Genomic DNA, 13,175 nt, shown 5'->3' on the forward strand with positions numbered 1-13,175 from the left:
ATTGCCGTTATTACTAGGGAGTTGCCTTTTTCCCCTTGGCCTTCTCCGCGAAGGTCGGCATGGGATAACAGGGCTTGCCGGTTTGTGCTTCCTCTGGCCATACGATAATCCGCTTGCTGTCCTGCCACTGGACGTCCACCATGGAGTGGCCCACCTGCAGCCCGGTATCGTCCACATCCCAACCGCCGTAAAAGGACATGAAGGTCAAATCGCCCAATGCCGCCCGAACCTTGGTCGTGTCCGTTGTTTTCGCTTTCTCCACCGCGAGAACATAGGCGAGGACCTGGGCGCCGGCTTCGGCGGCGTGATAATCCGGGATGATCTCCTTGCCGAGGGACTTTTTGAAGAGGGCCACGAATGCATCCTGGTCCGGGCCGATCCATCGAAGCCCGAGCTTTTTTGCTTCGGTTTCGGCGTATTTAACACCGTATTCCCAGTGGGACGGGCCCATGACCCCTTCCGCCATACTGGTCAGTGCATTGTAAAATGCGGGCAGCGTGGCCGCTGCGATCAGGGAGAGCCCCTTGACGTCGAGATCCAGATCAGCCATCTGCCGATTAAAAAGTTGGCCGTCCTCGAAGTGCCCGCCTCCCAGGACAAAGTCGGGTTTGGACGCCTTGAGGGCCGAGAGCAACGGTGTCAGGTCGGTGACGCCTTTGGGATAGGTTCTCTCAAAAACAACGGAAAAGCCGAGCTTTTGTGCGTGTTCCCTAGCGCCCTGCATGACCATTTTGGCAAATTCGGAGTCTTCGTAGGCCATGGCCACTTTTTTGTCCTTGGGCGCAATTTTCTTTATCATGTTCAGGGTTCCCTGGTGATAGCTGGTGGCCGGTCCAATGGTCTGGACGATATATTCGAACCCCTGCTCGAAGATCTTGTTATTGGCCCCTCCGTGATCCATGTAGAGCATCTTGCGGCTTTCGGCGATTGGCGCACCACGGAGCGTCAGGCCGGAACTATAAGGGGCGAATACCACATTGACCTTATCGACGGTAATCAATCGACCGATGAGGCTGGTTACCTGTTCCTTGGAGGATTCACAATCGTAGTATTTGTATTCGAGAGGGACCTTTTTGCCTCCCAGGCTCACTCCTCCATAACTGGTGTTGACCCAATCGATGCACGCCTTGATTCCGCCTATTGCCTGTTCTCCGGCCTTTGCGTATTTTCCCGAAAGGCAGGCGGGGTGACCGATGATGATACTCTCTGCTGCAAAGGCACTTGAAGCAACGAAAACCACGGTGGCACACAATACAAAGACGATCGAAACACGAGTTCTATTCATCTCTTCCTCCTCCTTTGTTTGCGATGAGTCATCAATATGAAGAACTTACCTTTAAAATAGAATTATATAAACAAGAGACATTTGTCAACCTAAACAGAAATCCCCGGAAGGCCGGATTCGCTGAAAGCGTGGGGGCATATCGATGGAGCAAACACAGAGGGTATCTATTCATTGATGCAAAATGGGATCGGCTTCACAAAAACTATTTTCTACCCAAGTTGCGTGTTTCAACTTTTAAGAATGTTAACAATAAAATTATTTTCAATGGGTTAAATCTATCTGAACTCTTAAAATCTGAAACGCTCAATTTAGGTGATAGTTAAATGCCAGAATTTTTATGAAGATAAAGCGGATCCCGGCGTTTACATACGCAGCCTTGCAAGCCGGAAAGCATTGGGGGTCTTTCGGAGGCAACCAACTATATTCTCTATCTTTACAAGAGAACAAAGGACACAAAGAAGAATTTTAGGGTCCAGGGGACGAGGATTAAACCAGAAATCAGAGATCGGAATTCAGCATCCAGAAGGGATAAATCCCTGCGCTACATGGCTGCAAGCTATTGGCAACGTAGCACAGGGCTCCAGCCCTGATAAAAGCAAACGCAACTTGAAACGCAGAACCTGACACGTAAAACACCTCTGCTTCACCACAAAAACCCCATGGGCACGGAGAGGTTTAAACCCACCGATCCAGCGAAATCACGAGTAGCGTCATGCCGATAGAACTGTTCAGCCAGTTGAAAAGGAGGGCATAGGGCCGGCCGGTTCGCTTGCGGAGGCGCAGGATGGAGCCGCTCAACACGCCCACGAGAACCAGGTGGCATACCAGCAGGCCTCCCAACCACCCGTTGGTGACAATTCCGATCACCGGTAAAAACAGGGCCAAGCTGACAAACGCCAACACCCAAATGAACAGCAATCGGTGCAGCTGGCGTATCGAAAACAGATGCAGCATATTGGGCATAGCGGCCTTGCGGTAAAAGGGGGCATCGGACAACAGGATGAGCCAGAAGTGCGGCAGCTGCCATACCCCGATGATGACCATCAGGAGCAAAATGTGAGACGGCTGTGCGCCACCGCCGGCGCTCACCCAGCCGATGAGCGGCGGCAGCATACCGCACATGGCGCCGGGTATAACGGCCAGGACGGTTTTATATTTCAGTGGGGTATAGAGTCCGTTGTAAAGAAAAACGGCCGCTATTCCCAATCCTGCGGCATACGGACCCGGCCGGCTGACCCACAGGCCGATCACCCCGCCCGCAATCAGGAGCGCGGCGCAGGCCAGCGCCGGAGCGGGCAGGATAGCCCGCCTTGGCAAGGGGCGCCGGCTGGTTCGTGGAAAACAGGCGTCCATCCTGCGGTCCTGATAATTGTTCAGTGCCCCGCACCCGCCGGCCAGAAGGCCGACACCCAGGGCGCCCGGAATCACGCCAGGGCCCACCACCGGGCTGCAGAGCGCATAGCCCGCCACCACTGCCAGCGCGTTCATCACACTGATGGGAAGCTTGACCAGACGCATCCAGTCCCTGATCCGAGAGATGCGCGTGTCGGCGGCCGTTATTGCCGGACATTCAGCTTTCATGGGGTTTGCGTGTCGTCAGTATCCGGTTTGCAGCCATTTTTCGTATTCCTCCTGCGGCACGATACGAAGCGTTCCGGTCATGTCCGCATGCCCCTCGCCGCACAATTCCGCACACTGGAAAAAAAAGGAACCCAGCCGATCCGGCAGAAACCAGGCATAGTTGGTCATGCCGTTCACCGCATCCACCTTGATGCGAAAGGCCGGAAGGTAAAAACTGTGAATCACATCGTAAGAGGTCACATTTAACTTAACCGGGGTTCCCAGGGGCACCACCAGTTCATTTTCGGTCTCTTTATCGTTCGGATAGACGAAAATCCATGAAAACTGCTGACCGTAAACATCGATTTCGATGGCTCCTTCGGGCACATGTCTCAACCCGGTGTAGGAGGACCACCCGAAATAAAACATGGAGAGGGCGATAACCGATGGTATTACGGTCCACAGCAGCTCCACGCGCCAATCGCCGCGAATGTCCGCAGGATGGGGATTCCTGCTGCGGCGGTACCTGATCACGAACAGAATCATGGTGACGGTGATTGCCGCCAGCAAAACTAGCGACACACCGAAAATGTAGTAAAATGCCTGATCTACCTGCGTTGCGGGATTTAGCACCGTGTGCATGGGTTTTTACCTGAATGAGATGTCCCAGAAAATAAATCCGATTAAAATTGCCAAACAGAAAATCGTACCGATGACCGATATGCGCACCAGCCTGGACTCGTATTTCAAGTGCATGAAAAACATGAGAACCAGGCTCGATTTGAGAGAGGCGATCAAGATCGCGATCCAAATGTTGAGAATCCCCAGATCGATTCTTGAGACCATGACCGTGATCGACGTCAGTCCGATTAAAGCCGCCAGCACCAGGGCCAGCTTCGAATAACTCAACACATGGTCTTGAGGATTACCATCCATGACAACCACCAATCGCTACAATATCAGATAGAACAACGGAAAGATAAAAATCCAAATCAAATCGACCAGGTGCCAGTACAGGCCCGCATTCTCCAGCAGGGCGAACCGCCTGGCATCGACCCGGCCCGCCAATATGAAGCCGACGCTGACGCCCAGAAGGGTCATCCCGATTACGATGTGGAGACCGTGGAGGCCGGTTATGACGTAATACAACCCGAAAAACATACTGCGGCCGTAGCCGGCTGCCTCGAGCGTCGAAGACCCGGGATAGATGCCGGCCGCAATTTTGTGCCCCCATTCGATATACTTGTTGAAAAGAAACAGCAGCCCGAAAAAAATGGAAATCCCGAGCAAAACCAGTGCCGCTTTTTTGCCTTCCCGGCGGACGGCGGTGATGGCGGCAGCCACGGTAAAGCTGCTGGAGAGCAAAATAACCGTGTTCAGGGCCCCCATCCAAAGGTCCAGAACTTTCCCACCCGCAATGAAATCCTCGGTATAGCGGGTGTAGTATGCGGCATAGAGGACAAACAGGCCGCCGAACAGCATGATCTCCGTGTAAAGAAAGAGCCACATGCCCAATTTAACACCCTGCTTGTCTGTCGAGGTCGTCATAATGGCTTTACGTCATACCTGAGTTGAGCGTCTGAAATTTTAAGAATGACCAAAGTAAACACATGTACAATGGATTCTATCTAGTTGCATTCTTTATCCGACGGCATGCGCCGGTTCACGATTTCCCTGAAATCATACGGATAGGATTTAACCTCGGGTTCGCTCGTGAAGTTGTGCAACGGCGGCGGCGACGGAATCGACCACTCCAGTGTCGTCCCGCCCCAGGGATCCGGCGGCGCAGGAGCCCCCTTTCGAACGGCCGTCAGCAGATTGACAAACAGGTAAATGATTCCCGCCACCATGATGACCGCCCCGATCCCGGCAAAAAAATTACCCTTTTCAAACTGCGGCAGGTAGTCGTAATAGCGGCGCGGCATCCCCTGCAGCCCCAGGATCATCATGGGCACATAGTGCAAAAGAAATCCGGACGCCAGCAGTATCGTCCCGATGTAAGCGTTCTTGAAGTTGTACATCCTGCCGAAAATTTTGGGCCACCAGAAATGCAGGCCCCCCAGAAATCCGAACACCGTACCGCCGAACATGACAAAATGAAAATGGGCCACCACAAAATGGGTGTCATGCACGTGAATATTGGTTCCGGCCGCCCCCAGCACCAGGCCCATCAGCCCGCCCACCGAAAACAGGTAGATAAAACAGAGCGCAAAAAAGAGCGGCGGCGACATGGCGACCGACCCCTTGTACATGGTGGAAACCCAGCTGAAAACCTTGATGGCGCTGGGTATGGCGACAACAAACGTCAAGAGCGAAAACACGAACACAGCCGTGTCGCTCATGCCGCTGGCGAACATATGGTGGGCCCACACCAGAGAGCCTGCAGTGGCAATGGCCAGGGACGACACCACGATGGCCTTGTAGCCGAAAATGGCCTTTCGTGAAAACACGGGCATGATTTCGGAGATAATTCCCATGGCGGGTAAAATCATGATGTACACCGCCGGGTGGGAATACATCCAGAAAAGATGCTGATAAAGAATCGGATCGCCACCCCTGTTCGGATCGAACAGGCCGACACCAATGGTTCTCTCCACGATGATCAGCAGCAAGGTAATGGATAAGATGGGGGTCGCCAGCAGTTGAACCCATGCCGTGGCATAGATAGACCAGGAAAACAGAGGTATCTGCAGCCATCCCATGGTTCGGACCCGCAGCCGATGAATGGTCGTGATAAAATTCAGGCCCGTCAGCATGGAGGACAATCCGAGAATAAAAGCCGCCAACACCGTAAACGTGACACCGGTTTGGGTTTGAATGCTGAAGGGAACGTAGAACGTCCAGCCGGTGTCCGGCGGACCGCCCACAAACAAAGAAGCCACTGCTGACAGGCCGCCCACAACATAAATATACCAGGACAAAAGGTTTAACCTCGGGAAAAAGACGTCATCGGCACCGATCTGAATCGGCAGCAGAAAGTTGCCGAGGATGGCAGGGACCCCGGGAATGATAAACAGAAAAATCATGATGACCCCGTGGAGGGTGAAAGCCGCATTGTAGGTCTCAGCCGACATGATCGTTCTGCCGGCGGTCATCAATTCGATGCGGACGAGAAAGCCGAGCCCGACCGCGACGAAAAACCAAAACAGAATAACGGCCAGATACATCACCCCGATCCGCTTGTGATCCGTTGTCAGCAACCACGCCGACATGCCCGTAAGATGCGGGGAAGACGGGGTTTTCAAATAAGACGTGTCCTCAGTCATGATTTCTTTCTTGCCCTTTCGGCGCTTCACCTGCCGGGTGCTTTTTGCGCAGCAAAAACAGCAAAAACAGGCCCAGCATCAGGATGATGCCGGCAGCGCTGATTCGAAACAGACTTACGACATACCTTCCCTTTTGCGGATCATAGGCAAAGCAATATGACAACACGCGCCGGATCGACAGCTGGGGCGTTCCTTTGGCAGCCTCCGACAAAGCCATGCCGATGTCGAAGGGCAGAAAAAAGTTGCCGTACAGATACCGGATGATTTGCCCTTCGCCGGAAACCACGATCAACACCGTCGGATGAATGAATGTGTGCGGACCCGTTTTCTTTAAGCGGTAGCCTAAATCATGCAGCAGCCTGTCTATCTGTGCCTGTTTGCCGGTTAAAAATTTCCATTGATCTTCCGGGAACGTCCTTTGAATAAGCGGAAAATAATTGTTTTTAGCCTCCCGGGCCAAAGCGGGTGTTTCGTCGGCGTCGAAACTCACGGCCAGCACCTGATACGCTTCGCCCGGAGACAGGGGCACCTTGTTTACGGCGGATGCCAGATTGGCAAGCATCGTGCTGCAGGCGCCGGGGCAGTAATAGTACACGGGCAAAATCAGGGTCGGTTTTTCGATAAAGTCTCCCAGGCGCAGCACGCGGCCGTTTTCATCTTGAAACGCCAGGTTCAGGTCGATGAACGCTCCCAGCTTTTCGTCAACACCCACCGGGACTTCCGGTTCGGTCCCGGTCGGATCGTTGCCGGAAGCGTCCGCGTGCAGGTGCGTTTTTAAAATAACGGCGTCATCGCCGGGTTCGTGCCCGTCCACCGGCGCTTGGTCTGCACCCTGGGCAATCCCCGACAATAAAAAGACTACCACCGCCACCTGCGTCAGCATCCGCCTTCCTCGGACGCGTTTCAAATTCACCACGGTTACTTCACTCTTTTGAACTCGCCGGTCTTAAGGTTCACCTCGAGTACCATTCTTCGAACATGCTTGGTTCTGAAGCTGTCCCTCCCGGCACCATGCGCCAACAGAACGGTGTTCGGCTTGTCGGTCCATATGGGGCGGTCCTTGGGGTCGTTGGACTGTAAGGGAATGGAAAAAGAAATTTCCGTCATCCCGTCGGCTTCTTTTCCAGCAACATTGCTCACATTGCTTTCGCCTCCGATACGGCTGTCCATCTGGTGTTGATGTTCGGTCGTCCCGTAATGATCCAGGACCTCCACCTTGCCGCCCTTGACAAACCCGATGATGATGTTGGCATCCTTCATGCGGGATGTCGGGTTGAAGCCGATGCCCACCCAGCTGTCTGTCTTGCCCTGCAACCGAACGTTCAAGACGTCACCGTCAACCGTCCAGGCAAACACCATATCTTCAACCGTCAATTCGTGCTCGTATGCACCCGAAGCTGCAAGTACATCTCCGGTAAACAAAATAGACAACGCCATAATGATTACCGCCCACATGCTTTTTTTCATGGTTAGCTCCAATTCTGCTCGAAACGTTAATATTTGGAGAGGGTCCGGCGCAACCGTTCCCTGCCGCCTTTTCGATCCCTCTCGTCGATTCACCTCAAGGCTGACGGCGGTTACCCGTACTGCAGGGTTCCGCCGATAAATCCGAGTCCGATGGCCAGGGCAAAACAGATCGCATAGGTGATCAATTTCTTTTTTATTTCCACACGGTCATTGCGCCCCGCAAAAAAAGCGACCACCAGCATGCCTGCCAGTGTGCATGCCAGTACAATCTTTATGGCGATCAAACTGCTCCATTCGCCGTAAAATTTGTATTGCCAGTCCATGTAACCGAGCAGCATCGTGGGCAGGACAAATATCAGCGCCAGCGTATAGCAGTAATGCGCCGCTCTGGCCAACTCCTTCTTTTTAAAAACGGCCGATGTCAGGGCGAATAAAAATCCGCCCATGATCATTCCCATGGGCAGATGCGTCATGGGAGGATGCAACGGATGGTTGAAACCGACCTTTGCCAATAGTTGATAAATGGATTCAATCATTTTATTTTCCCCTCTCGCAACACGGCGCTTCGCCCTGATATCAGCCGGATATCCATGCCCTAAGTTGAGCGTTTAGGTGTGCAATTGCAATCAGCCCGGGCTGCACGCCGTCAGCTTTTTTTTATTGAAACCCTTAATTTAAGAAAGTCATATAAAATCTAAACATCCCGATGCGTTTTCGCAAGTATCGAAGCCTCTATCTCAAGCAACTTCGAATGGTTACACAAATCATACCGGCGCAGACCCCGGCGTGAGACAGCCTAAAGGCGTCACCGCTAGTGCAGGGTCGACACTGCCCGCATGGCAAGATCGATCACCAATCGCGGGTAGAGGCCGCCGCCAACCATCACGATGATGAGAAATACGGATGTGATCTTCAGGGATCCGCTCAGCGGCAAAGGTTCCTGTCCTTGTTCAGGATCGAGAAAGTAGGCGGCTTTCAGTATCTGCAGATAGTAGTACAAGGAAATGACCACATTGATCATGGCGATCAGCACCAGGTAAAAGCGCCCCGCCTGCATCGCCGCAAAAAACATCATCAATTTTCCGGTAAATCCTATGGTGGGTGGTATCCCGGCCAGGCCGAACAGCGCAAGCAAAAGCGCCAGGGCCAATACCGGCGCCCGTTGATGTAACCCGGCAAGATGTCGCAGCTCGATGTTGCGTCCATCACCGCTGACGGCCACCACGACCATAAAGCAGGTGAATTTCATGGCCAGCAGGGCAAGGGCATAGAAGACGACACTGGCCTGGCCCAGTGCGTTCATGCTCGATATGCCGATCAGGGCGTAGCCGGCATGCGCGATACTGGAGAAGGCCAGCATGCGCTTGAGATCCTTCTGGACAATGGCACACAGGTTGCCGATGGTCATGGAGGCGATGGAGAGCACGATTAAATAAAAGACCATCTCTTCACCTGCATGGGCAAGCGCAGCCACGAACCGGAGAAGCACCGCCATAGCAGCTACCTTGGACGTGGTCGCGATATAGGCGGCGACCTGGTTGGCGGCCCCCTCGTAGACATCCGGTGCCCAGAAATGGAAAGGAAACACGGCCAGCTTGAAAAGAAATCCGGACAGGGAAAGGATCACACCGGTCAACAGAATGCCGTCATGGGCATGCAACGGCAGCATGCGGCCCCATTCTGAAATGCTGGCCGTATGCGTTGCACCGTAGATACAGGCGAAACCGAACAGCGTGACGGCAGAGGACAAAGCGCCGATGATAAAATACTTGAGGCTCGCCTCGAGTCCTTTCTGCCTACCCCTCCTCAGATACACCAGAATGTAAAGCGAATAACTGGACAGCTCCAGGGCGACGTAAAGGGTTATCAGGTGAATGCTGCTGACCAGCAGCATCATCGCCAGGGTACTGGTGGTCAAAAGCAGGTAAAATTCGGCATGACGCTTTTCGGGTATATCGGCTAGGTTCCGGCACAGAAGCGTCACGAGAAAAAATCCCAGAAAAAGGAGTGTCTTGATGACCTGTGCAAACAGGTCGACACGGTAGGTAGCCCCAAACAGGTCCACCGTCCGGCCGAAGGTCGCCGTGCATATCACCACACCGACGGCGGCCAACCCCACGGCCAGCAGATGGTTGGTTCGGCTGTCAGGCCTTGCCAGGGATCGCATGAAAAAAACCATGACCATCAATAGACCGTAAATTTCCGGCAGAAATGGTATTAAACTGTTCATGGCAGCCTGCCCAGCAAATGCATGGAGGTAATTTGGATGGTCTCGTACATCAAAAATGGGAAAAAGCCGAAAATGAGGATCGTTGCCGCTAGAATCATTCTGGGAAGACCCAGTGCAAATGAGACATCCTTAAGGTGTGAGAATCGCTGGTTTTCAGGGCCGAAGATAGTCTTCTGAACCACCCTCAGCATGAAAAGGGCACCGACGACCAGGGAACAGATAACCGGAATTCCCAGAAGGGGGTAGGCCCTGAAGGTTCCGATAAAGATCAGCAGCTCGGCCCAGAAACTGGCCAGGCAGGGGACACCGATGCCGGTAAGCGCGGCCAGGACGAAATAGCCGCTGGCAACAGGCATGACCTTTGCGAGTCCTCCAAGGTCGCTGATCTGCTTGGAATGTGTTCTGTCGTAGATATAGCCGACGGTGGAAAAAAACAGGGCCGTCATGATGCCATGGGCAAACATCTGGAAAACGGCGCCGTTCAGGCCGTCCAGGGTCACGGTGGACAACCCCAATCCCACCATACCCATGTGGGAGACACTGGAATAACCGATAACGAACTTCAGGTCCGTCTGGCTGAGCCCCACAAACACCCCGTATACGATGCCGATGGTCGCCAATACCGCCATCAGAGGCGCCCAGTACTGCCAGCCCTGCGGGCACAGAAATATGCCGACCCGCAGTATGCCGAAAGCACCGATTTTCATCAGCACACCGGCGTGCATCATGCTGACGGCCGTTGGGGCGGCAACGTGGCCAATGGGCGACCAGGTGTGAAAGGGCCATACGCCGGCCAGAATGCCGAATCCGATATAAAACAGAAAAAAGGCGAACTTCTGCTGAAACGGAGAAAAGGAGGCTTCCGTCACCAGAGCCACCAGATCGAAGCTGGTAAAGCCCGACGCGACGACGAGATAGACAATCGCGGGCAGAATCAAGGCGCTTCCGGCCAGAAGATAGAGCATCAGTTTCATGGCGCCATACTCTTTTTTGGTGCTGCCCCATATAACGATAAGCAGATACATGGGAAACAGAGAGACATCATACCACACGAAGATGAAAAAAAGATCCAGGGCCATGAACATGCCGAAAACGCCGGTGACCAGTGATACGAGCAGGGCAAAAAACTCCTTCACCCGTACGTCCAGTTCCCACATGGTCAAGACCCCTGTAAAAAAAACGATGCCCGTTAGAAGCAGCATCGGTGCACTGAAGCCGTCGATGGCATTGTGGTAGGAAATGCCGAGCCCTGGAATCCAGTCCACCCGCTCCCCAAACTGCAGCCCACCGATAGCCCTGTCGTAGGCCACAAAAAGATACAGGGAGATGACAAGCGTCATGGCGGAGGAAACGGCGCAAACCCATTTGATCGCCCGCGTCATGCGGGAGGGCGTGAGTAGCACCACGACAATGGCGCCAATGCAGCAGGCCAGAATCAATGTCAAAAACGGAATGTCGCTATATATCACTTGCATTAGATAGCCACCTGATAAACAAAAAAAGCCAGCAGAACCAGAACGACACCGACCATGACCCACAATCTGGCTTGAATGAGCGCCTCGTGCCAGTTCGCCGCCCGTCGGCCCACGCCCACTGCGGCCTGCGCAAGCCGATGCACGCCGCCGTCGATGATCTTGTTGTCGTTTTGGGTACAATAAAACGAAATGCCCCTGTATATTACCACATCGATGAACCGGCGATAAAAGCGATCCAGATACCAACGCTGGGCAAAAAAGTCCGCTAAAGCGGGGAACCGCTCGACAAAACCGGTTTTGGGTGCAGCGCGCCTGCCGAATTCAAACCAGGCCAGCAGGACGCCTGACACGCTGATGCCCAAAGCGGTCATGAGCAGAACAGGGGAATGCCCGTGATTCGCCGTACCCACGGCCAGGCGGCCGCCGATCAAAAAGTCCCTCAGCCCATCCTGAAAAAAACCGAGAACCAGCGTAATTGCGGATAGTATGCCCAACACGCCGACCATTACGCTGCGGAGGGGGGTGTGATCCGCTTCCGTTGCGCCGGGTGATGCCGATGAGAAGGCGACGATGAAAATCATGCGAAAGGTATAATACGCCGTGAGAAAAGCACCGGCCAGTCCGGCAAGCAACCAAATCGGGTTGTGCAGGGCCGCCAGCTCGGCCATGATCATTTCCTTGCTGAAAAAACCTGAAAAAGGCCAAATCCCGGAAAGCGCCCCTCCCCCGATAAATAGAGCGGCAATCGTCGGGCTCAAGCCGCGACCGTTCTTCGCCCCGATTTCAAATATGTCATTGGTGTGATGCCGGTGAATCAATACACCGGCGCAGAGAAATAAAAGCGCTTTGAAGCCCGCATGGGTGGTCAAATGAAAGACGCCGGCCTCATAACCGCCGGCAGCCAGTCCCATGATCATAAACCCCAGTTGGCTGATCGTTGAATAAGCCAACACCTGTTTGATATCCCTGCTAACGATGGCCGAAGTGCCCGCCATCAGCATGCTGACGGTACCGACCGACAGGCACAGCATCATAGCCGACGGTGATTGACTGAAAAACGGAAACAACCTGGCAAGTAGAAAGACGCCGGCCGCCACCATGGTGGCGGAGTGCAGCAGCGCGCTGACCGGTGTGGGGCCTTCCATGGCATCAGGCAGCCACGTCATTAAAGGAAACTGGGCGCTTTTGCCGATAATGCCGCCGAAAATGAGCATGGCACCGACGGCCGCGACCATCGGCGTCAAACCCGCCACCGGCGTTCCCTTGTCGAGCAGAAGAATGTCCGGGCTGCCGATATGGGTCAAGAGCAGAAGGATGCCCATGAGGAAGAAAACATCTCCCAGCCGGGTCATTACAAAGGCCTTTTTGCCGGCCTGGCTCGCGCTGAATTTTTCGTGCCAAAACCCGATCAGAAGATAGGACGACAAGCCCACCAGCTCCCAGAAAATATACAGTTGAACCAATGTCGGAGACAAAACCAGACAGATCATCGCCCATGCAAACAGCGACATATATGCATAGTATCTTGAAAAACCCGGATCGCCGTGCATGTACCCCAATGAATACACCTGGACCAGAAAGCTGATGGTTGAGACGACGGCCAGCATCAGCATGTTTAAAGGGTCCAGCAGAAAGCCGACGGATATGGACAAATCCCCAGAGCAGACCCATTGCCCCGTGTGGGAGAGAGGCGCGGTCATGTTCCAGTAGCGCATCAAAAGAAACGCTGCCGCCAGAAGGGACAATCCAATCGCACCGATGGACAGTCCCGCACTCACCTTCGGCCGGCCGCGGAAAAAAATCAAGATGGCCGCGAACGCCGCCAGGGGGGGCATCGAGGCGAGGAGTACCGTCCAAAAAGTTACTGTATGTATATTGGCTTCGATCATTTG

The 13,175-nt window shown here is 53.8% G+C and carries 12 protein-coding genes; all 12 read right to left on the minus strand.

Annotated features, from left to right (window positions below):
* Nucleotides 1–13 precede the first annotated feature (13 nt).
* On the minus strand, nucleotides 14–1,285 hold the full coding sequence (locus LJE94_06650; GenBank protein ID MCG6909790.1) for an amino acid ABC transporter substrate-binding protein: 1,272 nt from the start codon (nucleotides 1,283–1,285) through the stop codon (nucleotides 14–16).
* A 675-nt stretch (nucleotides 1,286–1,960) separates the two neighbouring features.
* Nucleotides 1,961–2,866 carry a UbiA family prenyltransferase gene (locus LJE94_06655; protein ID MCG6909791.1) on the minus strand — a complete coding sequence of 302 codons (906 nt, stop codon included), beginning with the start codon at nucleotides 2,864–2,866 and terminating at the stop codon, nucleotides 1,961–1,963.
* A 15-nt stretch (nucleotides 2,867–2,881) separates the two neighbouring features.
* Entirely contained in the window at nucleotides 2,882–3,487 is a 606-nt protein-coding gene (coxB, locus tag LJE94_06660) for a cytochrome c oxidase subunit II (protein MCG6909792.1), read from the minus strand.
* Between the two features lie 6 nt (nucleotides 3,488–3,493).
* Nucleotides 3,494–3,781 carry a cytochrome C oxidase subunit IV family protein gene (locus tag LJE94_06665; protein ID MCG6909793.1) on the minus strand — a complete coding sequence of 96 codons (288 nt, stop codon included), beginning with the start codon at nucleotides 3,779–3,781 and terminating at the stop codon, nucleotides 3,494–3,496.
* Between the two features lie 15 nt (nucleotides 3,782–3,796).
* Nucleotides 3,797–4,393, minus strand: coding sequence for a cytochrome c oxidase subunit 3 family protein (locus tag LJE94_06670; protein ID MCG6909794.1), 597 nt, complete (start codon nucleotides 4,391–4,393; stop codon nucleotides 3,797–3,799).
* 80 nt (nucleotides 4,394–4,473) lie between these two features.
* The gene (locus LJE94_06675; GenBank protein MCG6909795.1) at nucleotides 4,474–6,111 is read right to left on the minus strand and encodes a cbb3-type cytochrome c oxidase subunit I; all 1,638 of its coding nucleotides are present in this window, start codon (nucleotides 6,109–6,111) and stop codon (nucleotides 4,474–4,476) included.
* Nucleotides 6,104–6,994, minus strand: coding sequence for an SCO family protein (locus tag LJE94_06680; protein ID MCG6909796.1), 891 nt, complete (start codon nucleotides 6,992–6,994; stop codon nucleotides 6,104–6,106). Before LJE94_06680 ends, LJE94_06675 begins: the two co-directional genes overlap by 8 nt.
* Before the next feature lie 35 nt (nucleotides 6,995–7,029).
* Entirely contained in the window at nucleotides 7,030–7,578 is a 549-nt protein-coding gene (locus LJE94_06685) for a DOMON domain-containing protein (protein ID MCG6909797.1), read from the minus strand.
* A 110-nt stretch (nucleotides 7,579–7,688) separates the two neighbouring features.
* Nucleotides 7,689–8,114: a hypothetical protein gene (locus LJE94_06690; protein ID MCG6909798.1), complete on the minus strand. Its 426-nt coding sequence runs from the start codon at nucleotides 8,112–8,114 to the stop codon at nucleotides 7,689–7,691.
* A 275-nt stretch (nucleotides 8,115–8,389) separates the two neighbouring features.
* Nucleotides 8,390–9,808, minus strand: coding sequence for an NADH-quinone oxidoreductase subunit N (locus tag LJE94_06695; protein ID MCG6909799.1), 1,419 nt, complete (start codon nucleotides 9,806–9,808; stop codon nucleotides 8,390–8,392).
* Nucleotides 9,805–11,283, minus strand: coding sequence for an NADH-quinone oxidoreductase subunit M (locus LJE94_06700; GenBank protein ID MCG6909800.1), 1,479 nt, complete (start codon nucleotides 11,281–11,283; stop codon nucleotides 9,805–9,807). Before LJE94_06700 ends, LJE94_06695 begins: the two co-directional genes overlap by 4 nt.
* Nucleotides 11,283–13,172 carry an NADH-quinone oxidoreductase subunit L gene (locus LJE94_06705; GenBank protein MCG6909801.1) on the minus strand — a complete coding sequence of 630 codons (1,890 nt, stop codon included), beginning with the start codon at nucleotides 13,170–13,172 and terminating at the stop codon, nucleotides 11,283–11,285. The genes LJE94_06700 and LJE94_06705 overlap by 1 nt, the downstream gene beginning before the upstream one ends.
* Nucleotides 13,173–13,175 lie beyond the last annotated feature (3 nt).

It is taken from the genome of Deltaproteobacteria bacterium, assembly GCA_022340465.1.
Lineage (GTDB): Bacteria > Desulfobacterota > Desulfobacteria > Desulfobacterales > B30-G6 > JAJDNW01.

Excerpts from the sequence above, each read along its gene's own strand:
- LJE94_06685 (MCG6909797.1), bottom strand. The coding sequence starts at position 7,578 with ATGAAAAAAAGCATGTGGGCGGTAATCATTATGGCGTTGTCTATTTTG.
- coxB (MCG6909792.1), bottom strand. The coding sequence starts at position 3,487 with ATGCACACGGTGCTAAATCCCGCAACGCAGGTAGATCAGGCATTTTAC.
- LJE94_06695 (MCG6909799.1), bottom strand. The coding sequence starts at position 9,808 with ATGAACAGTTTAATACCATTTCTGCCGGAAATTTACGGTCTATTGATG.
- LJE94_06665 (MCG6909793.1), bottom strand. The coding sequence starts at position 3,781 with ATGGATGGTAATCCTCAAGACCATGTGTTGAGTTATTCGAAGCTGGCC.
- LJE94_06680 (MCG6909796.1), bottom strand. The coding sequence starts at position 6,994 with ATGCTGACGCAGGTGGCGGTGGTAGTCTTTTTATTGTCGGGGATTGCC.
- LJE94_06705 (MCG6909801.1), bottom strand. The coding sequence starts at position 13,172 with ATGATCGAAGCCAATATACATACAGTAACTTTTTGGACGGTACTCCTC.
- LJE94_06700 (MCG6909800.1), bottom strand. The coding sequence starts at position 11,283 with ATGCAAGTGATATATAGCGACATTCCGTTTTTGACATTGATTCTGGCC.
- LJE94_06690 (MCG6909798.1), bottom strand. The coding sequence starts at position 8,114 with ATGATTGAATCCATTTATCAACTATTGGCAAAGGTCGGTTTCAACCAT.
- LJE94_06655 (MCG6909791.1), bottom strand. The coding sequence starts at position 2,866 with ATGAAAGCTGAATGTCCGGCAATAACGGCCGCCGACACGCGCATCTCT.
- LJE94_06670 (MCG6909794.1), bottom strand. The coding sequence starts at position 4,393 with ATGACGACCTCGACAGACAAGCAGGGTGTTAAATTGGGCATGTGGCTC.
- LJE94_06650 (MCG6909790.1), bottom strand. The coding sequence starts at position 1,285 with ATGAATAGAACTCGTGTTTCGATCGTCTTTGTATTGTGTGCCACCGTG.
- LJE94_06675 (MCG6909795.1), bottom strand. The coding sequence starts at position 6,111 with ATGACTGAGGACACGTCTTATTTGAAAACCCCGTCTTCCCCGCATCTT.